We start from the raw sequence: 21,866 nt of genomic DNA, 5'->3' as shown, positions 1-21,866 counted from the left end.
CACGACCATGGCGGGACCCGTCCTGGAAATGCGCTCGATCGTCAAGACCTTTCCCGGTGTCAAAGCGCTCTCGGACGTCACCCTGACCGTCCGGCAGGGCGAGGTCCACGCCATCTGCGGTGAGAACGGCGCCGGCAAGTCCACCTTGATGAAGGTGCTCTCCGGCGTCCATCCGCACGGCACGTACGAGGGCGAGATCCTCTTCGAGGGAGAGCGCTGCGAGTTCAAGGACATCCGCGCGAGCGAGGATCACGGCATCGTGATCATCCACCAGGAACTCGCGCTGGTGCCCTACCTCTCCCTCGCGGAGAACATCTTCCTCGGCAACGAGCACGCCAGGAGCGGGCTCATCGACTGGCGCGAGACCCTGCGGCACGCCAGTGAGCTGCTGCGCCGGGTCGGTCTGAGCGACCACCCGGAGACCCGCGTCGCCGACATCGGCGTGGGCAAGCAGCAGCTCGTGGAGATCGCCAAGGCGCTCTCGAAGAAGGTGAAGCTGCTCATCCTCGACGAGCCGACCGCGGCGCTCAACGACGAGGACAGCGGCAAACTCCTGGATCTCATCCTGGAGTTGAAGAAGCAGGGCATCACCTCGATCATCATCTCCCACAAGCTCAACGAGATCCGCAAGGTCGCCGACTCGGTGACCATCCTGCGCGACGGGCAGACGATCGAGACGCTCGACGTGCAGGCCGAGGGGACCAGCGAGGACCGGATCATCTCCGGCATGGTCGGCCGCGACCTCGACCACCGCTTCCCCGAACGCACCGCGTACAAGGGCGAGTCGGAGGAGGCTCCGGCGCTCGAGATCCGGGACTGGACCGTGCACCACCCGATCGACCAGGCGCGCAAGGTGGTCGACGACGTGTCGATCAACGTCAAGCGCGGGGAGATCGTCGGCATCGCGGGCCTGATGGGCGCGGGCCGCACCGAGCTCGCCATGAGCGTCTTCGGCCGCTCCTACGGCCGGTACGCGGGCGGCACCGTCCTCAAGGACGGCAGGGAGATCCGTACCAAGACCGTGTCCGAGGCGGTCGGACACGGCATCGCGTACGTCACCGAGGACCGCAAGCACTACGGCCTCAACCTCATCGACACCATCAACCGCAACATCTCGCTCAGCGCCCTGGGCAAGGTGGCCAAGCGGGGGATCGTCGACGAGCACGAGGAGCGGAAGGTCGCCGAGAGCTTCCGCAAGACCATGAACATCAAGGCGCCGACCGTCTTCGAGCCGGTGGGCAAGCTGTCCGGCGGCAACCAGCAGAAGGTCGTCCTCAGCAAGTGGATCTTCGCGGGTCCCGATGTGCTGATCCTGGACGAGCCCACCCGCGGCATCGACGTGGGCGCCAAGTTCGAGATCTACACCGTCATCGACCAGCTGGCCGCCCAGGGCAAGGCGGTCGTCTTCATCTCCTCCGAGCTGCCGGAGCTGCTCGGTATGTGCGACCGCATCTACACGATGGCCGCGGGGCGGCTGACCGGCGAGTTCTCCAGGGCCGAGGCCTCGCAGGAATCGCTGATGCGACAGATGACCAAGGACAAAGAGGTAACCCGATGAGCACGAACGTGACCAAGAGCCCGGCGGTGGCACCCCCGGGGAAGAGCGGGGGATCGTCCTCCGACGCCGGGTTGCTGCAGCTGATGCTGGACGGCCTGCGCCGCAACATGCGCCAGTACGGCATGCTGATCGCCCTCGGCCTGATCGTCGCCCTCTTCGCCGTCTGGACCGACGGCGTCCTGCTGGAGCCGCGCAACGTCTCCAACCTGGTCCTCCAGAACGCCTACGTGCTGATCCTCGCGATCGGCATGATGCTGGTCATCATCTCGGGCCACATCGACCTGTCGGTCGGCTCGTTGACGGCGTTCGTGGGCGCGTTCGCGGCCGTGCTGACCGTGCAGCACAGCGTGTCGTGGCCGGTCGCGGTGGCGCTGAGCCTGGTGGTCGGCGCGGTGGCGGGCGGCATCCAGGGCTTCTTCATCGCGTATCTCGGCATACCGTCGTTCATCGTCACCCTCGCCGGCATGCTGATCTTCCGTGGCTTCACGGAGATCCTGCTGGAGGGCCAGACCCTCAGCCCGTTCCCGAGCGGCCTGGAGAAGATGGGCAACGGCTTCCTGCCGGAGACCGGCCCGGAGACCAACTACCACAACATCACGCTGCTGCTCGGCCTGGTCCTGATCGTCTTCGTGGTCCTCCAGGAGTTCCGGGACCGCAAGCGCCAGCAGGAGTTCGCCCTGGACGTGGTGCCGCGCAACCTCTTCCTGCTGAAGCTCGTCTCGATCGTCGCCGCGGTCCTCGTCGTCACGATGCTGCTCGCCAGCTACAAGGGCGCGCCGATCATCCTGCTCATCCTGGGCGGCCTGGTCGTCGGCTACGGCTACCTCATGCGCAACGCCGTGTTCGGCCGTCACATCTACGCGATCGGCGGCAACCTGCCGGCCGCGAAGCTGTCCGGCGTCAAGGACAAGAAGGTCGTCTTCCTCGTCTTCCTGAACATGGGCGCGCTCGCCGCCCTGGCGGGTCTGGCGATCGCGGCCCGACTGAACGCGGCCTCCCCGAAGGCGGGCCTGAACTACGAACTCGAGGCCATCGCCTCGGCGTTCATCGGTGGCGCGTCCATGAGCGGCGGTGTCGGCACCGTCCTCGGCGCGATCATCGGTGGTCTCGTCCTCGGCGTGCTCAACAACGGCATGAACCTGCTCAGCGTCGGCTCCGACTGGCAGCAGGTCATCAAGGGCATGGCCCTGCTGGCCGCGGTCGGCTTCGACGTCTGGAACAAGCGCAAGTCCGGTTCGTAGACCGGATCGACCGGATCGGGCCCCGTCGCACGGCGGGGCCCTTCCCATGGGAGGAGACAGGCACCCGTGAAGGAACTCTTCGGCGAGCTCGCCGACGGCACCGAGGTCCACCGCTGGTCGCTGGAGAACGGCGGCACCCGGCTGAAGGTCCTGTCGTACGGCGGGATCGTGCAGTGCCTGGCGAGACCGGACCGGCACGGGGTGTACGCGAACCTCTCGCTCGGCTTCGACCGGCTGGAGGACTACGTCGACTCCAGCCCCTACTTCGGCGCCCTGATCGGCCGGTACGGCAACCGCATCGCCAAGGGCCGGTTCACGCTGGACGGCGAGGCGTACCGACTGTCCGCGGACGACGGGGACCACAGCCTGCACGGCGGCGCGGAGGGCTTCGACCGGCGGGTGTGGGAGGTCGAGCCGTTCACCGACGGCACCGACGTCGGCCTGCGCCTGTCCTACACCTCCGCCGACGGCGAGATGGGCTACCCGGGCACCCTCACGGCCCAGGTGACGTACACCCTCACCGACCGGGGCGAGTGGCGCGTCGACTACGAGGCCGTCACCGACCGGACCACGGTCGTCAACCTCACCAGCCACGTCTACTGGAACCTCGCCGGCGAGGGCGGCGGCACCGTCGAGGGTCATGAACTGCGGCTCGCCGCCTCCCGCTTCACGCCCGTCGGCCCGGGCCTGATCCCCACCGGCGAGCTGGCGCCCGTCGACGCCACCCCCTTCGACTTCCGCGCGTCCAAGCCGATCGGCCGGGACCTGCGCGCCGGGCACCCCCAGCTGCTCGCCGCCCAGGGGTACGACCACAACTGGGTGCTGGACAAGGGGATCACGGCCGCGCCCGAGCCGATCGCGACCCTGCACGACCCGCTGTCCGGGCGCACCCTGGAGATTGCCACCACCGAGCCCGGCGTGCAGTTCTACTCGGGCAACTTCCTCGACGGCACCCTGGTCGGGCCGAGCGGGCGCGTCTACCGCCAGGGGGACGCGGTGTGCCTGGAGACCCAGCACTACCCCGACTCGCCGAACCAGCCGTCGTTCCCCTCGACCGTGCTGCGGCCGGGCGAGACGTACCGGTCGTCGACGGTGCACGCGTTCCCGGCGTGAGTCCCGGCGTGAGTCCCGGCGGGCGCCTCCTGCCCGTTCCGCACAGCGGGGACACAAGTTCTTACCCGTTTCTCAGTGGTTGAACAGTGCCATCCCGGCCCCCGTATGTAGGGACGGCCCGCGCTCCCCCGCGCGGGCCACCCACAGACGACGGTCCCGGACGTCCCCACCGGGTCCGCCCCACACGGAGGTTCCATGGGCGAGAACGTCACGTCGCTGTTCCGAGCCACCGCGGCGCACAGCCCGTCCATGGCGGCGCTGACGCGGGCGGCCGGGGACGGGGCGGGCCCCATCGACTTCTGCATCCCGGTCAACCCCTACTTCCCCACCCCGGGGATGTGGGACGAGATGTCGAGCCGGCTGCGCGACATCATCACGTACTACCCGAGCAGCGCGGACACCATCACCTCCGAGCTCTGCAACCTCCTCCAACTCCCGCCGCAGGCCGTGGCGATGGGCAACGGCTCCACCGAGCTCATCACCTGGATCGACCACCTGCTGGTCCGCGAGTCCCTCGCCATCCCCGTCCCCACCTTCGGCCGCTGGACCGACCAGCCGATGGAGACCGGCAAGCGCGTCGACATGTTCCCGCTCCAGGAGTCCAGCGGATTCGCCCTCGACCTCGCGCAGTACGCCGAGTTCATCCGGGCCCGCGGCACCCGGGCCGCGGTCATCTGCAACCCGAACAACCCCGACGGCGGCTTCCTGCACAAGCACGCCATCGTGCAGTTCATGGACGCCATGGCCGACCTGGACCTGATCGTCATCGACGAGAGCTTCCTGGAGTTCGCCGACGCCGAGGCCGAGCCGTCGGTCGTCCAGGAGGCGATGCTCCGGCCCAACGTCATCGTGCTGCGCTCGCTCGGCAAGAACTTCGGCCTGCACGGCATACGGTTCGGTTACATGGTCGCCAACCCGTCGCTGGCCGGCCGGGTCCGCTCGATGCTGCCGAAGTGGAACCTCAACGCCTTCGCCGAGTACGTGGTGTTCATGCTCAAGGAGCACGGCGCCGAGTACGCGCAGAGCCTGCGGCAGGTGTTCCGGGACCGTCTCGACATGTCGAGCCAGCTCTCCGCGCTGCCCGGCCTGACCGTCTACCCCTCGCAGGGCAACTTCCTCTTCGTGCGCCTCCCCGTGGGCGCCGAGGGCACGGTGGTCCGGGACCGGCTGCTTACCGAGCACCGGATCCTGGTCCGCGAGTGCGGCAACAAGATCGGTTCGTCCAGTCGCTTCCTGAGACTCGTGGTGCGCCCCCAGGTGGACGTGCGTCGCCTGGTGTCCGGCCTGGAACAGGTGCTCTACGGGACCAGGAGGGGAGCCGCCGTGCCCGAGCTGGCCACCGGGACCAACTACAGCTCGGGTACGGCGGCCGTGGACCGGCTTGTCGGTGCGTCCAACGGGGCGGGGATGCCGAATCTGGCGGCCCAGGCGATGGCGGCCACGCCCTCGTACGGGGGCGGTGTGCCGATGCCTCAGCCGATGCCGCAGCCCCAGCCGGTGCCGGCGGCGGCGCAGGTCGCTCCGCAGATGCCGCAGCAGGTTCCGCAGCCCCAGATCCCGCAGCCCCAGATCCCGCAGCCCCAGATCCCCCAGCCGCGGATTCCCCAGCCGCAGGTCGCCCAGCCGGAGTTTCCGCAGCCGCAGATGCCCCAGGTTCCCCAGCCGGTGGCTCCGGCCGCCGCGGCTCCTTCGCCGTTCGCCGCGCCCGCCGGTCCCACCCCGCCGGGGGTACCGGCCCGGGGCGGGCTCACGGCGGCTCAGGTGCGGGGGACGAACGGGCTGACGCCCGCGCCGGCTTCGGGGTGGCCCACCTCCGGTAGCTGGCCCAACGCCGCGGGTGCGTGACGGTCGCCTGTTCGCCGTAGGGGGTGGTGCGGCGGGGCGACCGCGCGTCCGATGTGGCTGGTCGCGCAGTGCCCCGCGCCCCTGGGGCGGTCGGTCCTAGGCCGGGGTCAGGCGCCACTGCTGGCAGGTGTTGCCCAGCCATGACCACTGCCTGACGTCCGCCGCGTCCGCCGTGGAGCAGTTCGCCACATCCGCCACCTTGCCGGTGGCCTGGTTGACGATCCTGACCCAGCCGGTGTCGGTCACGACGAACCGGAACTTCTGGCAGGTGTTGTTCAGCCAGCTCCACTGGCGCAGGTCCGCGCCGTCGGCGCTCGAACAGTCCGCCGTGTCCAGGACCTTGCCGCTCGCCACGTTCACCAGCCTGCTGGTGTCGTCGCCCTGGTCCTGGACGCGCCACTTCTGGTTGCTGCCGCCGTTGCAGGTGTACTGCTGGACGTTGGCGCCGTCGGCGGTCGAACCCCCGGCGACCTCCAGGCACTTGCCGCTGTTGCGGTTGGTGAGGGTGTACGTCGTGGACGTCGCCGACGGCTCTCCAGAGGGCCCCGTCATGCTCGCGCCCAGGGCCGCCGGGGTACCGAGGTTCGGGGTGCCGTCGGAGTTCCAGGTGAACTTCTGGGCGCGGGTGGTGCGGCCGTTGTCGCAGCCGTCGGAGGCCGCGTCGTTGGCGTGGTAGACGATCCAGTTCTCGGTGCCGTCGGGGGACGTGAAGAAGCCGTTGTGGCCGGGACCGTAGACGCCGGCGGAGTCGTTGCGCTGGAAGACGGGCGTCGGCTTCTTCGTCCAGGAGGAGGCCGCCAGCGGGTCCGCGCCGGTCAGGGTGAGCTGGCCGAGCTTGTAGTCCGGGGTCCAGCAGCCGCTGCCCGAGTAGACCAGGAAGGTCCGGCCGCCCCGCTGGAGGATCTCGGGCCCTTCGTTGACCGTGCCGCCGGAGGTCTCCCAGGAGTAGGTGGGCGTGGAGATCGTCGAGAAGCCGGTGGCCAGGGTGTACGGGTTGGACATCCGGGCCGCGACCAGGTTCTGGGTGCCGCCGCCGCTCGCGCTGCCGAAGAGGTACAGCTGGCCGTTGATGGTGGCGACCGTCGGGTCCAGCATCCAGGCGGAGTTGAGCTGGCTCTTGTAGGTGTAGGGGCCGGTCGGGTCCGTGCCCGCGCTCTCCAGGACGTGGGTGCGCTGGGTGGCGTTGTAGTCGGTGACGTTCTGGCCGGCCACGTAGTACAGGTACCACTTGCCGCCCAGGAAGTGCAGTTCGGGCGCCCAGATGTTGCAGCAGCGCGAGGCGTTGTCGCCGGTCCACACCTGGATGCTGGGGGCGGTGGCCAGGCCGCCGAGCGTCGGCGACTTGCGCAGGGTGATGACGTTGGTCCAACTCGTCGTCACCAGGTAGTAGTTGCCGTCGTGGTACGTGATCCAGGGGTCGGCGCCCTTCTGGGTCTTGACCGGGTTGCTGAAGGAGGCCGCGCTCGCCGAGGACTGCCCCAGGGACAGGGCGAGGACCAGTGCGGCCAGCAGGGTCAGTAGGCGACGGGCCATCCGCTGCTCCAGTTCAGAAGGTTGATGCCCAGCTTGGGCGTGCCGTTGTCGTTGCCGTCGTAGTAGTGATAGACGATCAGGTCGCCGTCGGAGTCGTTCATGATCGACTGGCCGCCGGGGCCGATGTACCGGCCGTGCGACTCCAGGACCGGGGTGCCGCCGTTGTTCATCAGCGAGACGCCGTTCTTGTCGACGTACGGCCCGGTGACGCTGGTGGCGCGGCCGACCTTGACCTTGTAGGTCGAACCGGTGCCGGCGCAGCAGGTGTCGTAGGACGCGAAGAGGTAGTAGTAGCCGCCCCGCTTCACGATGTACGGCGCCTCGACGGCCTTGGTCCCGGTGGGGCGGGAGGCGATCGAGTAGCGGGTGGTGTTGGTGGAGAGCTGCTTGCCGGTGGCCGGGTTGAGCTGGATCATCTTCAGGCCGGTCCACCAACTGCCGAAGGACAGCCACCACTTGCCGTCGCCGTCGACGAACAGGTTCGGGTCGATGGCGTTGTAGTCGCTGGCGGTGGTGGAGGTGTACACGGTGCCCTGGTCGGCCCAGGAGCCGGGCAGGCCGGTGCTCGACGTCGCGAGGCCGATGGCGGACTTGTTGGAGCCGAAGGTCGAGACGGCGTAGTACATGAGGTACTTGCCGCCCTGGTAGGAGATGTCGGGCGCCCAGGCCTCGGTGGCGTACGCGGACCACCAGCCCGGTTTGGTGGAGAAGGCGTCGCTGCCGGCCGTGAACGCGGTGCGGTCGGTGGAGGTGCGGTAGCCGAGGCCGCCGCCGGTGCCGTACAGCAGATAGCGGCCGGCGGAGGTGCGGATCATCGTCGGGTCGTGGATGACGGTGGCCCCGGTGACGGTCCCGGGGTTGGGGTACGCCGACGCCGTGGACGGCAGGAGGGCGAGCAGGGCTGCGGCGGGAAGGGCGAGGAGCGTGGTACGAGTGCGGGTGCGCATCACACTGACCTCCTGGCAGAGAGGGGAGACTGTTCGGAATACCGAACAGCGATCGCCGATTCGGACGCTCGGAACGTAGAATCGAATCACTCGTGCGTCAATGGCCCTGACATTCACAGGAGTTCGCAACCGGGCAGGGCTTGTCCACGGATCAATTACTGGGCATGATCCGTTCACGTCGTGATCACGACGTGAACACCCCCCGCGCCAACGGTCCCCGCCCAGCAAGGAGATTTCGGCATGCCCAAGATCAGGCACCTCGCCATCACCGCACTCGCCGCGGCCAGCCTCGTGATCGGGACGGCGGGCTCGTCCTACGCCTCGACCTACACGGCCAGCTCCAGCAACTCCTGCGGGGCCACGTACTTCTACGACGTCGGCGACACGTTCAAGATGATCGACGTCTGTACGGACGGCAAGGGCGTGCGCCTCCAGTACACGAACCCCACGACGGGCAGCCCGTCCACCAGCAACACGAAGATCACCGTGGACTACACCGGCGGCTACACCGGCTGGGACCTGTCCAACGCCTACGTGTACGACACCGACATGAACGAGGACGCCTGCTTCTACTTCCGCGTCGGCCACGTCGACGACGGCGCTTACGTCAGCGGCTCCTACGGCGGCTGGGTCTTCGCCTGCGCCGCGAACTGATCACACGACCGCGCCCCCGGCCCGGGGGCGCGGTCAGGGGCGGAACCTGTGCACCGGCAGGTCGACCTCGGCCCGGACGGTCTTCGCGGGCGGCTCCCGGTCCACCACCTCCCACCGGTCCGCGAGCGCGTCGACGAGCACGAGACCACGGCCGCTCTCGTCCAGCGGTCGCACCTGCGGTACGGCGCCGGGTGCGGGCGGTCTGCGTTCCGCACGGGTGTCGGTGACCTCGATCCGGACGCTGCCGGTGACCAGGCTGAGCCGCAGCTCGAAGTCCCGCCCCGGGACGCGCCCGTGAGTGACGGCGTTGGCGGCCAGCTCGGCGACGATCAGCGCGACCGTGTCGGAGGTGTCGCTGCCATGCGGGATGCCCCACTCGTGCAGCTGGTGCAGGGCGAGGTGGCGGGCCAGCCGGGCACCGCGCGGAGTGGGGCTCAGGCGCTGGGCGAACGCACGTACGGTAATCCGAAGGTGGGGGGCGACGGGTCCGGTCATGGGGCCCAATCTGGCGGCTGAGCCGGGCGATTCACCAGGTCCGACGCGCGTACGCTGCCGCAGCGTACGCGGTCACGGGGTGGACAGTACGCGTCACAGGCCGTAACCCTGGGCTCGGGAGGTGACCGACTGTGGTCGATGAGCCGGAGGCGTCGGACAGCTTGAGGACGTTCGGTGCGGTGCACCAGGCTCTGCGGGAGCACGCCGGGATGAGCAGGGAGGCGTACGCCGATCTGGTGCGATTCTCCAAACACACGGTGGCGTCGGTGGAGTTGGGGAGGCGGATGCCGGACCCCACCTATGTGGAGCGAGCCGAGGCGGTGCTGGGGAACACGGGCGCGCTGCGGAGGGCGTTGCCCACGTTGGCTCGGCAGCCGGGGTTGGCGGCCTGGTTCCGGCGGTGGGCTCGGTTGGAGCGGGTGGCGATCACTCTCTGCACCTACGAATGCCGCATGATCCCCGGGCTGTTGCAGACGGAGGCGTACGCACGGAGCCTGTTCGCCGGGCAGTTGCCGCCGTTGGACGACGCGCAGATCGAGGAGCGGTGGTCCGCGCGCGCCGAGCGCCAGAAGCTGCTGCGGGAGCGGCCCAATACCGCCTTCAGCTTCATCCTGGAGGAGCACCTGCTCCTGCGGCCGAGCGTCACGGGCGAGGTCATCGAACAGGTTCTGGAAATCGGCGAGTTGCGCAACGTCGAGATCCAGATCATGCCGCAGTCCCGAGGGGCGCACGCCGGCCTGGCCGGTCCCATGCAGTTACTGGAAACCCCCGAGAACCAGCGGTTCGCGTACAACGAAGGCCAACGTGGCGGCCTGTTCGTCAGTGACCCGAAAGAGATCAGCGTGCTCCAGATGCGGTATGCCAGGATGCGTTCACAGGCTCTCTCCCTCGAAGACTCCGTGGGCCTGCTCGAACGGATGCGAGGAGCACTATGACCGGCGACACACTGCCCTGGTTCACGTCGAGTTACAGCAGCAGCGGCGACGGCGACTGCGTCGAGGTCGCCCTCACCCCCGCCACCGTCCACGTCCGTGACTCCAAGAACCGGCCCGGTCCCCGCCTGGCCGTCTCCCCCGTCGCCTGGGCCGACTTCCTCACATCCGCAGCCGGTCACCGAAGGCCTCCGCGCCCTCGATGACCGCCTTTCTCGGCGTGGAGTGCCACAGGTCGATCCGCAGTCCGGGCATGTCGTGCAGGGGGCTGAGGTCGAGCGTGCCCCCTCCGATCAGCTCCAGTCCCAGTCGTCGCAGGTTGGGGAAGACGCGGCTCAACAGCCCGATGTCGGTGTAGTACTCCAGGCCGGTGATCATCAGCTTCTGGATGTGCGGGAAGGGGACCAGCGACCGCAGTGCCGTGATCGTGTCGACGGCCAGCCCGATCCCGGTGAGCTTGGGGGCGTGGTACACCGCCTCCAGGATCCAGGCGGGGCTGTGGGTGTACCCCTCGACCGTCAGGGACCGCAGCTCCGGCCAGGCCCGCAGGTAGTCGAGCCGTTGGAGGTGTTCGGCGCCGATCTCCAGACGGCTCACCTTCGGATGCGGTTCGAGGTCGAGGGCGGTGCCGCCTCCGGTCACCCGCAGTCTCACCAGGTCGAGGTGGCGCAGCACCGACACGTCGCGCAGGCCGGCGCACTCCTGCAGTTCGAGCGCGCGCAGGTCCTTGCGGCTGTGCAGGAACCGGATGCCGCGCAGGTCGCCGTCGCCCCAGAGCGTGAGGGACTCCAGGCCCCGCACCGGGAGGTGCTCGTCGAGTCGCCGGGCGCCGTAGGAGCCGCGCACCGTCAGCTTCCTGACGGACCCGAGTCTGGGCAGCCGTTCGAGCTGCGCGTCCTTGTCGACGAAGAGGTCGTGGAGGTCGGCTCCTTCGAGGACCTCGGCGGTGTACTCCTCCGTCGGCTGGAGGTCCCAGCCCTTGGCCACCTCGCTGCGGATCTCCGGTGACCAGAAGAACGCGCACTGCCGCAGCTTCCGCCGGGACCTGGGGCTGCGGATGCGGGTCAGGAGCCGCACGGTGTTCAGGGCCGCGCGTTCTCTCAGCTGCCGTCCGTCCGGCAGGACGCCGACGATCCAGTCACCCAGGCCGGCCAGGTCCTCGACCTCCCCGTCGTCCCGGGGCGGCATGAGGGCGTCGACGCGCCCCTTCACCGTCTCCATGAGCGTCTGGTCCAGGGTCTGCACGCTGATCGCGCAGCGCGCCGCCAGGACGTGCAGCCGGTATCGCCCCGTCCTGTCCTCCGCGGCGTCCCCGAGGGCCACGAGGTGGTGGATGAGACGGTAGGCGTCCGGGCGTGCCGCGTGGCCGGCCGCCAGCACGATCACGTCCTGCCAGGTCTCGTCGAGGGCGTGCTGGTCGAGTTCCCGGAGATATCCGCTCTCGTGGAACTCCTTGGCCGCCAGGAAGTCCTGGAAGGTGCGGTGGATGAACTGGATCGCGGTGTCCGAGCGTTCCTGGAGCAGCCCGCTGCGGTCGAGGAGGAAGCGCAGCACCCGTTCCGGCGGGCCCTGTTCCTCGACGTGGGGCATGTCCCGCAGGGCGGAGGCGAGTTGCTCGACCGCCTCGGTGTGCGTCATCTGCTGTTGTCCGGTGCGCACCAGCCAGATCGCCAGCCGCTGGAGGAGGGTGTGCTGGGCGACGGAGTCCAGCCGGAGGTGATCGGCGTGCCGGACCCCGCGTCCGGCGTCGCGTCCGCCGAGGAGCATGGCGAGGGCGGCCTGGTAGAGCTGCCAGCGGGTGGTGGGCAGCAGGCCTCTCCGGCGCCGGTGCAGGGCGCAGATCACGGCGCACAGCAACGGGGTGCGGGCGAGGTCGCGCAGGGCGGTGTTGCGGTTCAGCTGGTGGGCCAGGTCCTGTTCCAGGGAGGCGAGCAGGCCGTCGTCGGCGTGCGCGCACTCGATGCGGGCGGCGGCGTGCCAGGCCTTGATGAAGGCGTGGACGTCGGCGTCGTTCATGGGCAGCAGGGTCAGCTCGCTGAAGCGCTCCGCCTGGAGCCAGTTCTTCGCCACCGCGTTGGGACGCACGGTGGCCAGGCAGCGCGTGCCGGGGTAGCGGTCGAGGAGCGTGGCGAGCCAGCGCCTGGCCTCGTCCCGCTCCGGCTCCGGGACCTCGTCCAGGCCGTCCACCAGGAGAAGGCCGCGGCGCGCCGCCAGTACGCGGTGCGCCCAGCCCTCGGGCGGGCCGTCCGTGAGCGCGCGGCCGGCGGTGAGCAGTTCGGAGGGCAGGGGGAAGCGGCCACCGCGCGCGTGGACCTCACGCAGCGGGACGACGAAGGGGACGAGCCCGTTGAGGTCGGTGAGGGCGTCGTCCAGGGTGCCGTTGGCGGCATGGGCGGCGAGCCACCAGACGAGGGTCGTCTTGCCGGCGCCCGCCTCGCCGCGCAGCAGGGCGCGGGGGCGGTCGGCCAGCAGGGTCTCGATGCGCTGGGGGCCCCACAGCGGGCGGGCCCCTTGCGCACCGGAGGCGGTCCCGGGGGCCTCGGCGGTCAGGCTCAGATAGGCGGTGTCCAGGTCCCACCGGGACTCGCTGCGCCCCAGTTCCTCGATCCCGAAGATCTCCGTGCGGCGGTACTGGGAGCTGAGGTCCTTCGCGTACCGGGCCTCGAAGCGCTCGTCCTCGGGGTGGACCTCGGTGATCTCCTCCGGCCAGGTCCCGGGGAGCCTCAGCGAGCTGCGTTCGAGGATCTCGCGCAGGGGCGCGCCCTCGATCCGCAGGTGCCCGCGCCCCCGGGGCACCTGGGTGACCACGCCGAGCAGCACGGGTCCGGCGAAGACCGGGGCGCCGGACAGCCCGTCCAGGGGGGAGGTGCCGTCCTTCGGCTCGGCGGCGGCCGGCTGGTCGAGCTCGCAGGTCAGGGCGCCCTTGATCCGCCCGGCCATCGGGAGCACGCTCACCCGGTACTGGTCGTACTCCAGGTCCTCGCCCTGCTCGCCGTAGCGCTGGATGCGCGGGAACCCGACGATCTCGCAGTGCGGCAGCGCGGTCCCGGTGGCGACCTCGCCGATCCTGAGGCGGCCCATGGGTGCCGCCCGCCCGGCGCTGATCACGTCGGTCGCGGCGGTCAGCACGGCCGCGTCGAGCGACTCGCCCGCCCAGGTCACATGGCAGGGCACCGGTTTGTCCGACGAGGGGTGCACCACCTCGACGTACTTGCTGTCCGCCACCACGTGCCACGCCGTCAGCACCCGCCGCCGGTCCAGCAGCACCCCGCTCCCCTGACCGTCGTCGCCGCGCACCACGACCACCCGGTCCAGGGCCCTTCCCCCGATCACCGGCCGTCGTCACCCCCGCCGAACCGGCCGACGCTTCCCCGGCTGTCGCCGCGCACCTTCCACGGCTGCCCGGTCCGGCGGTCCAGGGCCTGCAGCGTGACGGTCACCCGGTGCGCGCGGGTCGTGCCGGCGCTCCCGTCCGCGCCGGCCTCGACGACCCAGGCCTTCACCTTGGTGCCGCCCTTGGTCTCCTTGCGCAGTTCGACGTCGAATTCCAGCTCGATGTCGCCCACCTCGAAGGCGAGATCATGGCCGGTGGAACGCGCCGCGGCGGTGATCAGTTCGTCTCGCACGGCCTGCACGGCGTCGGCCAGCTCGATCCGGTTGTCGGTCATGGGCCCACGCTAGAGAAGAAACAGGGCGCCGGAATTCAAAACGTGACTACTCGTCACCCTGCGGTGTCGGCCCGACCCGGCGTGTCCGGCAGGGAACTTGACGCCGCCTCACTTTGCCGAACTGACAGCTCACCAACAGCAACCCTCCCTACGGTGCCGTGTTCATGACAGACATGTCGGAAGCAACCCCCACCCCGATCGGGCGTCGTACCGTACTGATCGCCACCGGCGCCACGGCCGCGGCAGCCGCCGTGGGCGCCGCCGCGCCCGATGCCCCCACAGCCGACACGGCCGACACCGCTCCCGTCGCCGCCGCGGCCGTCTGCACCCTGACGAAGGAGATGACCGAAGGGCCCTACTACCTGGACGGCGCGCTCGTGCGCGCCGACATCCGCGAGAACAAGACCGGCTTCCGGCTCGACCTCGCGCTCACCGTCGTCGACGACGACACCTGTGCCGTGATCCCGGGCGCGCTCGTGGAGATCTGGCACGCCGACGTGCTCGGCGAGTACTCCGGCTACGTCGGCAACAACGGCCACGACGAGCCCGACAACGGCACCTTCCTGCGCGGCGGCGTCCTCACCGACGCCGGCGGGGTCGCCCGCATCACGACGGTCTACCCGGGCTGGTACCGCGGCCGCTGTGTGCACATCCACGTCAAGGTGCACACCGGGGTCACCCTCACCTCCGACGGCTCCTTCACCGGCGGGTCCGAACTCCACACCGGGCAGCTCTTCTTCAGCGAGACGATCACCGCGCGGGTCGGCAGGCTCTCGCCGTACGCGGCGAACACCGTCACCCGCACCACCCTCGCCCAGGACTCCATCTACGACGACGGGGGCGCCGCCTCCGGTCTCCTGACCCTGACCGCCCTGGGCAGCAGCCCCTCCGCCGGCTACACCGGCACCCTCACCCTCGGCGTCGAACGCTGAACCGCCTCCCCGGGCCCCCGCCGCGGACCGCGGGGACCCGGGGAGCGGCGCCGCTACGACTGCGGACACTCCTTCCACGCCATGTGGTACACCGTGCTGATGTCACCGTCGGTCGAGTCCATGGTCATGAAGCTCACCTTGTTCGCGGACGTCGTCCCCGCGGTGACCCGGATCTCGGTGTTGATGTTGAAGTTGCGCTGAACCCCGCAGGGCGCCCAGACGAGTTGGGCCCACTCCGTGCTGTCGGTGGCCTGCCAGTTGTCGTTGAGCGGGCCGCTGAAGGGGTGGCTCTTGAACGCCGTCTGCGAGGAGCCCTGGAAGTAGTACGAGGCTCTCTGGGTGGCGCTCGCCCCGGGCTGGAGCGCGGCGAAGCCCCGGTAGTCCGCGCTGGCGACGGCGTACGTGAAGCCCTGCGGGACATGGACGATCAGGTTGAGCTGACAGTTCTTGCGGAAGGCGGTCGGGTCCGAACCGCCGCCCGCCTGGGCGAGGTAGTCGCTGTAGGTCACGGTGAAGGCCGTGTTGTCCTCGGAGACGGCGACCGCGGTCGTGCCCTGCGGGCATCCCGAGCCGTTCACCGTGGCGACCTTGATGACGATCTTGTCCGGCGGCGGGTCCTCGAATCCGTCGGACGGGCCGTGTGCGGGCAGTGCGGTGGTGAGCAGAGCGGCGAGCGCGCCGCCCAGCAGGAGTCCACCAGCCATGGTCTCTCCCTGAAGGGTTGGGGGGTGGTTGTCGCACCCCGGACCGTAGGGAGCCGCACGCCTCGCGGACAGGAGGAACTCCAGCCATTCACACCTGCGCTTTTCACATTTCCTTCACAGGAACGACATCGCCGTCCGCTTCCCCCCGGCAGGCCCGGACGGCAGGCCGCGGGAGGCGTCAGGGGTTCTCCCACGCGGCCGGTTCCGCCGCCAGCGCCCGGACCGGCTCCGGCAGCGCGTCCGCCGCGATGTCGGCGATGGTCACGCCCTCCAGGATGCGGCGCACATTGGCGCGCAGCGCGATCCACAGCGGCAGCAGCGGCTGCGCGGAGCCGGTGTAGGAGAGCTTGCTGGGGCGTTCGCCGCGCACCGAGACGATCGGGCCGTCCACGGTCCTGACCACGTCGGCGACCGTGATCCGCGCCGGGTCACGGGCCAGCCGGTAACCGCCGTTGCCCCCGCGCCGGCTGTCCACCACGCCACCGCGCCGCAGGTCGCCGAGGATCCCCTCCAGGAACTTGTGCGGGATGTCCTGAGCGGCGGCGATGGCCTCCGCCTTGACCGACCCCTCGCCCTGCCGCACGGCCAGCTCCAGTACCGCTCTGACCGCGTAGTCCGCCCGTGCCGAGATCCTCATGCCTCCCATTGTGAGGCGTGCCCCGACGGCGTGGAGAATGGTCCCTCCCTCGCGTCCCGGGAAACGCAGGCACAACAGGAGGCGACGCTCGCGTGGAGCTCAGCAGACGTACATTCAGCGCCCTGGCCGGCACGACCGCGCTCGGCCTGGCGCTGACCGGCAGCGGCGGCACGCTGCCGTCCTCCGCCACGCGCGGGCCCACGCCCACGGGACCGCCGCCGAGCCCGCCCGCCGCGGACGGCAAGGCGCACACCGTCGCCCTCGACCGCTACTCCCTGCTCGTCGACGGCCGTCGGCTGGTCCTGTGGTCCGGCGAGATGCATCCCTTCCGGCTGCCGAGCCCCTCGCTGTGGCGGGACGTGCTCCAGAAGATGCGCGCCCACGGCCACAACGCGGTGAGCGTCCCCGTCGCCTGGAACCACCACTCCCCCGCGCCCGGCACCTACGACTTCACCGGCGTGCGCGACCTCGACCGGTTCCTGCGCACGGCCGCCGAGACCGGCCTGTACGTGATCCTGCGCCCGGGCCCGTACATCGGCGCCGACGTCGACGCGGGCGGCCTGCCCGGCTGGCTGACGGCGACCGGGGGCCGGGCCCGCACCACCGACCCGGCCTATCTGGCGCACGCCGACGCGTGGTTGACGCGGGTGCACGCGATCGCCGCCCGGCACCAGTACACCAGGGGCACGGGCACGGTCCTGCTCCACCAGCTGGAGAACGGCGCCGACACCGCCTACCTGTCCCATCTGCGCGCGAAGGCACGGGCGGACGGCATCGACGTCCCCCTCCTCCCGCACGGCCCGGGGCGCGCCGGCCGCCTGGTGGCCGACGCCTTCACGGCCGCGGACACGGCGGCCGTCCCGTGGGGCGGGGCGCCCTTCGGCGGCAAGGGGTACGAGGAGGTACGGCGGACCCGCGACGCGGCGTACGAGCGGCGCCGCCACCTCGCCGACCTCGCCGACGGGGTCACGCTGCACGAGGTCCCCATGGTCTTCGGCGGCACCTCCTGGGGCCGGCTGCCCGCGCCGCAGGTCTACACGTCGTACGACCACGGGGCACCCCTGGACGAGGGGCGCCGGCAGACGGCCGCGCTCGCCCCGCTGCACCAGCTCGGTCATCTGCTGCGGCACGTCCCCGACTTCGCGAAGCTGGACCGGGCGAGGCCGGTGGCACCGCACGACGACCGGCTCACGGTGTCCCACCTCACCAACCGCGACACCGGCTCCCACGTCTACGTCGTGCGCAACGACTCCGCCGAGGCCGTCTCCACCCCGCTGCCGGACGCCGGCATCGAGGTCCCGGTGACCGTCCCGGCCCACGACGCCAAGCTCCTCACCACCCAACTGCGGCTCGGTGGCCGGAAGTTGCGGTACGCCACCGCCCAGCTCGCCATGTTCGTCGCCGCCGGGCGGCAGGACATCGCCGTCTTCTCCGGCCGGTACGGCGACATGGCCCAGGTCGTCCTGGAGTGCCCGGACGAGCCCACCGCGACCCGCCTCGACGCGGAACCGGCGTGGATCTACGACCGTGGCCTGCTGCGGGTGACCTGCCCGCTCGGCGTCGGCGAGCTGGCCCGCGTCAAGGTGGAGAACGGCGGCTCCGGCCGCCCGCTGCTGCTGCTGTTCGCTGACGAGGCGACCGCGCTGCGGCTGTGGCCCCGCGAGACCCCGTCCGGGACGGTGCTGGTCTACGGCCCGTCGCTGGTCCGGGACGTCACCCTGAAGGACTCCACGGTCCAGGTCACCGGCGACACCACCAAGGTGACCGGTCTGGAGGTGTGGGGCCCGCGCGGCATCGGCCAGGTCACCTGGAACGGGCGCCCGGTCGCCTCCCGGATCAGCGCCACCAACAGCCTCCTCGCCCTCGCCCCGCTGGCCGGACAGGGCCCCGTGCCCCTGCCCGCGCTGGACAAGGGCTGGCGCCGGCGCACCGAGAACCCCGAGTCCGAGCCCGACTTCGACGACTCGGCGTGGCAACGGGCCGACAAGAAGCGCTCGTTCAGCACCACCCCGGTGCCCGAGGGGCAGCCCGTGCTCTTCGCGGACGACTACGGCTTCCACTACGGCGACGTCTGGTACCGCGCCCGCGTCACGGACCTCGCGGACGCCGAGTCGGTGTCCCTCGCCTACAGCACCGGCACCCAGGGCCTGTTGATGGCCTGGCTGGACGGCGAGCCGCTGGGCACCCACCGGATGCCGGTACCGGACAAGCGGACGGCCCGGCAGGGCACCTGGACGGACACGGCCGCCCTCGACATCCCCGCGAAGCTCCGCGAGAAGGGGCGGCGGGAAGAAGAGGAGGAGGACACCTCGCACGTGCTGTCCGTCCTCGTCCGGCGGATGCAGCACGACCAGGACGACGAGGCCCGCGACACCCACAGGGCGGCCCGCGGCCTGACCGCGGTCACCTTCAAGGGGGCGTCCCCGAAGGCAAGGTGGCGGATCCAGGGCGCGGCGGAGCCCGACCCGGTGCGCGGCGCCCTGAACGGCGGCGGACTGCACGGGGAGCGGGAGGGCTGGCACCTGCCCGACTTCGACGACAGCGACTGGGAGAGTGTCAGGCTGCCGCGTGCGGACCGCCGCCAGGGCGTGACGTGGTACCGCACCACCTTCCGACTGTCCGTCGACCCCGGCACCGACGCCTCCATCGCCCTCACCCTCGACGACGATCCGGAACGCGCCTACCGGGTGGACATCTTCCTCAACGGCTGGAACATGGGTCAGTACGTCAACGACGTCGGCCCGCAGCACGCCTTCGTCCTGCCGAACGGCATCCTGCGCACGCGGGGCGCCAACACCCTCGCTCTGGCCGTCCTTTCGGACGGCACCACGCAGGCGGGCCCGAAGGACGTCCGTCTGACACTGCTGGGGGCGACGGCGGGCGGGGTGCGCGTGCGCGACCTGTGAGGAGGGGAACCCTGTGCGAAGACGGCGTTTCTTGGGCGGCTTACTCGGCGCCGGGGCGGCGATGACCATCGCCCCGGAGAGCAGCGGAGTCGCCCGGACCGCACCACCACCGGCCGCCGGCCCCCGGCAGACCGGCCCGCACGACTGGCAGCCCGTCCCGGCCCCGGCGTGCGACCCGGCGGCGCAGCTCCTCGCGGTCGCCGCCGCCGGCCCCGACCTCGCGTGGGCCGTCGGCGAGGAGGGCCGCAACGGCAGCACCCGCGGGACACCGCTCGCCCTGGTCTGGGACGGCATCACCTGGACCCGCCTCGACCTGTCCCACCTCGCCCTCGGCCGCGGCCATCTGCGCGCGGTCGCCGGCTCGTACGGCGCCGCCTGGGCCGTCGCCACCGGCGCGGACGGCAAGGCCAGGCTGCTGCGCTGGGACGGGGCCACCTGGCAGGAGTCCGACTTCGCCGGACGGCCGGCGTCCGGCACGGCCCTGACCGGTGTGGCACTGGCCGCCGACGACCGGGTCTGGCTCTCCGGCCGCACCGGCGACGGCAGCGTCCTGCTGACGGGCGACGGGGACGACTGGACCTGGGTGACCCCGCCCCCGAACCCGCCCACGAGCGCACCGGCAGGCCTGCGCATCGCCCCCGGCGGCGACGTGTGGGTGTACGACGCCGCGCTCGTCGCCCGCTGGGACGGCGAGCGCTGGACCGCGCTGCCCACCCCGGCCGGCCTGCGCCCCTACGTCACCGGACTGCTCCCGGTCACCCCCGACGACGTCTGGCTCACCGGTTACGACTACGGCGTCGGCGGCCCGCCCGGCAAGCCGCCGAGCGTCACCCTGCGGCACTGGGACGGCAGCGCCTGGAGCTACGCCTCCACCCCGTTCACCGTCGGCATGCTCACCGCGATCGTCGCCGACGACCAGGGTGCCCCCGACCGCATCGCGGGCTGGGACTTCTGGGACCAGACCCGTGCTCACTACCTGCGCTGGTCGGACGGGGCCTGGGTGAGCGAGCGGGGGCCGCTGTCCACCACACCGGTGCTGCCGATGGGGCTCGCGTCCGTCCCCGGTGCGGGCGGGTACTGGTCCGTGGGCACGAACTCGTCCTCGCCGTACCCACCCGCACAGGTGTCCATCGAGCGATGAGGGGCCGGGTCCGGCCGGCCTAGGCCAGCCGGATCACGTTCCACGACAGCGGTTCGAGCACGGCGGTCAGGGTGCCGTCCTTGAGCACGGTGCCCTCGACCGTGTGCGGGGCGACCCGCTCGGGCTCGGCGAGGGTGTTGCGGGCGTCCGGGTCGGCGTCGGCGAGGGCGCTGTGCTCGACGACCGACGTCAGGTCCAGCCCGTTCAGGGCGACTTCGAGGGGCAGCGGCTCGGTCCGGCCGCGGTTGACCGCGAACACCGTGACCGAGCCGTCCTCGCCGCGCACCGCGGTGGCGTGCAGCAGGTCGGCCTCGCCGTACTTCCTCGTCGCGTACGTCGGGGAGTCGACCCGGACGTCCAGGACCTCGCCCCGGCCGTACTCCGAGGCCTGGGCGAACGGGAAGAACGTCGTCTGGCGCCAGGCCGGGCCGCCCGGCTCGGTCATGATCGGCGCGATGACGTTGACGAGCTGGGCGAGGCAGGCGACGGTGACGCGGTCGGCGTGCCGCAGCAGCGCGATCAGCAGCGAGCCGAAGACGACCGCGTCCATGACGCTGTAGTTGTCCTCCAGCAGCCGCGGCGCCTCCGGCCACTCGTCCTGCGCGAACTCCTTGGCGCGCGCCTCCCACTCGGGCAGGTACCAGACGTTCCACTCGTCGAAGGAGAGGTTGATCTTCTTCTTCGACTTCAGCCGGGCCCCGACGTGGTCGGCGGTCGCGACGACGTTCTCGATGAATGACTCCATGTCCACGGCCGAGGCCAGGAAGGAGTCGACGTCACCCTCCTCCGGCCAGTAGTAGGCGTGCAGGGAGATGTAGTCGACGAGGTCGTACGTCTCCTTCAGGACCGTCGCCTCCCACTCCGCGAAGGTCGGCATGGACTGGCTGGAGGAGCCGCAGGCGACCAGTTCGACCTTCGGGTCCTGCTGGCGCATCGCGCGGGCCGTCTCGGCGGCGACCCGGCCGTACTCCTCGGCCGTCTTGTGGCCGGTCTGCCAGGGGCCGTCCATCTCGTTGCCGAGGCACCACAGACGGATGCCGAAGGGGTCCTTGTCGCCGTGCGCGGCACGCAGGTCGGAGAGCGCGGTGCCGCCGGAGTGGTTGGCGTACTCCTGGAGTTCGAGGGCCTCGGCGACGCCCCTCGTGCCGAGGTTCACGGCCATCATGGGCTCGGCCTGGGGGCCGACCTTGCGCAGGAAGTCGATGTACTCCGCGAGGCCGAAGCGGTTGGTCTCGGTGGAGTGCCAGGCGAGGTCGAGGCGGCGAGGACGGTCCGCGGCGGGGCCGACCGAGTCCTCCCACTTGTAGCCCGAGACGAAGTTGCCGCCGGGGTAGCGGACGGCGGTGACCCCGAGTTCGCGGACGAGTTCCAGGACGTCCTGGCGCAGGCCCTTGTCGTCGGCGGTGGGGTGGTCCGGTTCGAAGATGCCGGTGTAGACGCAGCGCCCGAGGTGCTCGACGAAGGAGCCGAAGACACGGGGGTTGACCTCGCCGACCGTGAACGCGGGGTCGAGGGTGAAGCGGGCGGTGGACTTGCTCATGGCGTCCTTTCAGGAACGGG

At 70.8% G+C, this 21,866-nt stretch carries 18 protein-coding genes; 10 read left to right on the top strand and 8 right to left on the bottom strand.

Translation table 11 applies throughout. The annotated features are described in order from the left end of the window. Window positions 1-7: 7 nt before the first annotated feature. The 4 genes from mmsA (at window position 8) to ACH41F_RS01365 (ending at window position 5,757) form a co-directional block, all read left to right on the top strand. The gene (gene mmsA, locus ACH41F_RS01380) at window positions 8-1,558 is read left to right on the top strand and encodes a multiple monosaccharide ABC transporter ATP-binding protein (RefSeq protein ID WP_391229348.1); all 1,551 of its coding nucleotides are present in this window, start codon (window positions 8-10) and stop codon (window positions 1,556-1,558) included. After that, window positions 1,555-2,799 carry a multiple monosaccharide ABC transporter permease gene (mmsB, locus tag ACH41F_RS01375; protein WP_391229346.1) on the top strand — a complete coding sequence of 415 codons (1,245 nt, stop codon included), beginning with the start codon at window positions 1,555-1,557 and terminating at the stop codon, window positions 2,797-2,799. Before mmsA ends, mmsB begins: the two co-directional genes overlap by 4 nt. Window positions 2,800-2,865: 66 nt before the next feature. After that, on the top strand, window positions 2,866-3,912 hold the full coding sequence (locus ACH41F_RS01370) for an aldose epimerase family protein (protein ID WP_398832081.1): 1,047 nt from the start codon (window positions 2,866-2,868) through the stop codon (window positions 3,910-3,912). Between the two features lie 195 nt (window positions 3,913-4,107). Beyond that, window positions 4,108-5,757, top strand: coding sequence for a pyridoxal phosphate-dependent aminotransferase (locus ACH41F_RS01365; protein WP_398832078.1), 1,650 nt, complete (start codon window positions 4,108-4,110; stop codon window positions 5,755-5,757). Window positions 5,758-5,853: 96 nt separating this feature from the next. On the opposite strand, the gene ACH41F_RS01360 is transcribed toward ACH41F_RS01365, so the two are convergent. After that, window positions 5,854-7,290, bottom strand: a complete 1,437-nt coding sequence (locus ACH41F_RS01360; protein WP_391229342.1) for a family 43 glycosylhydrolase — start codon at window positions 7,288-7,290, stop codon at window positions 5,854-5,856. Then, window positions 7,272-8,237, bottom strand: a complete 966-nt coding sequence (locus tag ACH41F_RS01355; protein ID WP_398832074.1) for an arabinan endo-1,5-alpha-L-arabinosidase — start codon at window positions 8,235-8,237, stop codon at window positions 7,272-7,274. The genes ACH41F_RS01360 and ACH41F_RS01355 overlap by 19 nt, the downstream gene beginning before the upstream one ends. A 240-nt stretch (window positions 8,238-8,477) precedes the next feature. Here ACH41F_RS01355 and ACH41F_RS01350 point away from each other — a divergent pair, with 240 nt between their 5' ends. Continuing rightward, window positions 8,478-8,891 (top strand): hypothetical protein, encoded by a 414-nt coding sequence (locus ACH41F_RS01350; RefSeq protein ID WP_391229339.1) that lies wholly within the window; start codon window positions 8,478-8,480, stop codon window positions 8,889-8,891. Between the two features lie 33 nt (window positions 8,892-8,924). Here ACH41F_RS01350 and ACH41F_RS01345 read toward each other — a convergent pair whose 3' ends face one another. Beyond that, window positions 8,925-9,386 carry an ATP-binding protein gene (locus ACH41F_RS01345; RefSeq protein ID WP_391229337.1) on the bottom strand — a complete coding sequence of 154 codons (462 nt, stop codon included), beginning with the start codon at window positions 9,384-9,386 and terminating at the stop codon, window positions 8,925-8,927. A 131-nt stretch (window positions 9,387-9,517) separates the two neighbouring features. Here ACH41F_RS01345 and ACH41F_RS01340 point away from each other — a divergent pair, with 131 nt between their 5' ends. Both ACH41F_RS01340 and ACH41F_RS01335 read left to right on the top strand, forming a co-directional pair. After that, a complete protein-coding gene (locus tag ACH41F_RS01340) occupies window positions 9,518-10,321 on the top strand; it encodes a helix-turn-helix domain-containing protein (RefSeq protein WP_398832070.1) in 804 nt (267 codons plus the stop codon). Further along, on the top strand, window positions 10,318-10,524 hold the full coding sequence (locus ACH41F_RS01335) for a DUF397 domain-containing protein (protein WP_398832068.1): 207 nt from the start codon (window positions 10,318-10,320) through the stop codon (window positions 10,522-10,524). Before ACH41F_RS01340 ends, ACH41F_RS01335 begins: the two co-directional genes overlap by 4 nt. On the opposite strand, the gene ACH41F_RS01330 is transcribed toward ACH41F_RS01335, so the two are convergent. Both ACH41F_RS01330 and ACH41F_RS01325 read right to left on the bottom strand, forming a co-directional pair. Further along, entirely contained in the window at window positions 10,481-13,651 is a 3,171-nt protein-coding gene (locus tag ACH41F_RS01330; RefSeq protein WP_398832066.1) for an NACHT domain-containing protein, read from the bottom strand. The genes ACH41F_RS01335 and ACH41F_RS01330 overlap by 44 nt on opposite strands. Beyond that, the gene (locus ACH41F_RS01325; RefSeq protein WP_398832063.1) at window positions 13,648-13,986 is read right to left on the bottom strand and encodes a trypco2 family protein; all 339 of its coding nucleotides are present in this window, start codon (window positions 13,984-13,986) and stop codon (window positions 13,648-13,650) included. Before ACH41F_RS01325 ends, ACH41F_RS01330 begins: the two co-directional genes overlap by 4 nt. A 164-nt stretch (window positions 13,987-14,150) precedes the next feature. Between ACH41F_RS01325 and ACH41F_RS01320 the strand changes: the two genes are divergently transcribed. Beyond that, window positions 14,151-14,918 carry an intradiol ring-cleavage dioxygenase gene (locus ACH41F_RS01320; RefSeq protein ID WP_398832061.1) on the top strand — a complete coding sequence of 256 codons (768 nt, stop codon included), beginning with the start codon at window positions 14,151-14,153 and terminating at the stop codon, window positions 14,916-14,918. Between the two features lie 53 nt (window positions 14,919-14,971). Here ACH41F_RS01320 and ACH41F_RS01315 read toward each other — a convergent pair whose 3' ends face one another. Then, window positions 14,972-15,622, bottom strand: coding sequence for a DUF4360 domain-containing protein (locus ACH41F_RS01315; protein ID WP_391229325.1), 651 nt, complete (start codon window positions 15,620-15,622; stop codon window positions 14,972-14,974). A 178-nt stretch (window positions 15,623-15,800) separates the two neighbouring features. Next, entirely contained in the window at window positions 15,801-16,259 is a 459-nt protein-coding gene (locus tag ACH41F_RS01310; RefSeq protein ID WP_391229323.1) for an Rrf2 family transcriptional regulator, read from the bottom strand. Window positions 16,260-16,351: 92 nt separating this feature from the next. Here ACH41F_RS01310 and ACH41F_RS01305 point away from each other — a divergent pair, with 92 nt between their 5' ends. Together ACH41F_RS01305 and ACH41F_RS01300 are read left to right on the top strand one after the other, a co-directional pair. Beyond that, on the top strand, window positions 16,352-19,165 hold the full coding sequence (locus tag ACH41F_RS01305) for a beta-galactosidase (RefSeq protein WP_398832057.1): 2,814 nt from the start codon (window positions 16,352-16,354) through the stop codon (window positions 19,163-19,165). Between the two features lie 61 nt (window positions 19,166-19,226). Then, the gene (locus tag ACH41F_RS01300) at window positions 19,227-20,306 is read left to right on the top strand and encodes a hypothetical protein (protein ID WP_391229319.1); all 1,080 of its coding nucleotides are present in this window, start codon (window positions 19,227-19,229) and stop codon (window positions 20,304-20,306) included. A 19-nt stretch (window positions 20,307-20,325) separates the two neighbouring features. Here ACH41F_RS01300 and ACH41F_RS01295 read toward each other — a convergent pair whose 3' ends face one another. After that, window positions 20,326-21,846: an alpha-N-arabinofuranosidase gene (locus ACH41F_RS01295; RefSeq protein WP_398832055.1), complete on the bottom strand. Its 1,521-nt coding sequence runs from the start codon at window positions 21,844-21,846 to the stop codon at window positions 20,326-20,328. Between the last annotated feature and the right edge of the window lie 20 nt (window positions 21,847-21,866).

Source organism: Streptomyces sp. NPDC020489 (assembly GCF_044386545.1).
Lineage (GTDB): Bacteria > Actinomycetota > Actinomycetes > Streptomycetales > Streptomycetaceae > Streptomyces.
The sequence above is the reverse complement of the archived record's forward strand: the minus strand, read 5'-3'. Positions and strand labels throughout refer to the sequence as shown.

Excerpts from the sequence above, each read along its gene's own strand:
- ACH41F_RS01300 (WP_391229319.1), top strand. The coding sequence starts at position 19,227 with ATGACCATCGCCCCGGAGAGCAGCGGAGTCGCCCGGACCGCACCACCA.
- ACH41F_RS01360 (WP_391229342.1), bottom strand. The coding sequence starts at position 7,290 with ATGGCCCGTCGCCTACTGACCCTGCTGGCCGCACTGGTCCTCGCCCTG.
- ACH41F_RS01355 (WP_398832074.1), bottom strand. The coding sequence starts at position 8,237 with ATGCGCACCCGCACTCGTACCACGCTCCTCGCCCTTCCCGCCGCAGCC.
- ACH41F_RS01315 (WP_391229325.1), bottom strand. The coding sequence starts at position 15,622 with ATGGCTGGTGGACTCCTGCTGGGCGGCGCGCTCGCCGCTCTGCTCACC.
- ACH41F_RS01365 (WP_398832078.1), top strand. The coding sequence starts at position 4,108 with ATGGGCGAGAACGTCACGTCGCTGTTCCGAGCCACCGCGGCGCACAGC.
- ACH41F_RS01350 (WP_391229339.1), top strand. The coding sequence starts at position 8,478 with ATGCCCAAGATCAGGCACCTCGCCATCACCGCACTCGCCGCGGCCAGC.
- ACH41F_RS01325 (WP_398832063.1), bottom strand. The coding sequence starts at position 13,986 with ATGACCGACAACCGGATCGAGCTGGCCGACGCCGTGCAGGCCGTGCGA.
- ACH41F_RS01345 (WP_391229337.1), bottom strand. The coding sequence starts at position 9,386 with ATGACCGGACCCGTCGCCCCCCACCTTCGGATTACCGTACGTGCGTTC.
- mmsA (WP_391229348.1), top strand. The coding sequence starts at position 8 with ATGGCGGGACCCGTCCTGGAAATGCGCTCGATCGTCAAGACCTTTCCC.
- ACH41F_RS01295 (WP_398832055.1), bottom strand. The coding sequence starts at position 21,846 with ATGAGCAAGTCCACCGCCCGCTTCACCCTCGACCCCGCGTTCACGGTC.
- ACH41F_RS01335 (WP_398832068.1), top strand. The coding sequence starts at position 10,318 with ATGACCGGCGACACACTGCCCTGGTTCACGTCGAGTTACAGCAGCAGC.
- ACH41F_RS01320 (WP_398832061.1), top strand. The coding sequence starts at position 14,151 with ATGACAGACATGTCGGAAGCAACCCCCACCCCGATCGGGCGTCGTACC.
- ACH41F_RS01310 (WP_391229323.1), bottom strand. The coding sequence starts at position 16,259 with ATGAGGATCTCGGCACGGGCGGACTACGCGGTCAGAGCGGTACTGGAG.
- mmsB (WP_391229346.1), top strand. The coding sequence starts at position 1,555 with ATGAGCACGAACGTGACCAAGAGCCCGGCGGTGGCACCCCCGGGGAAG.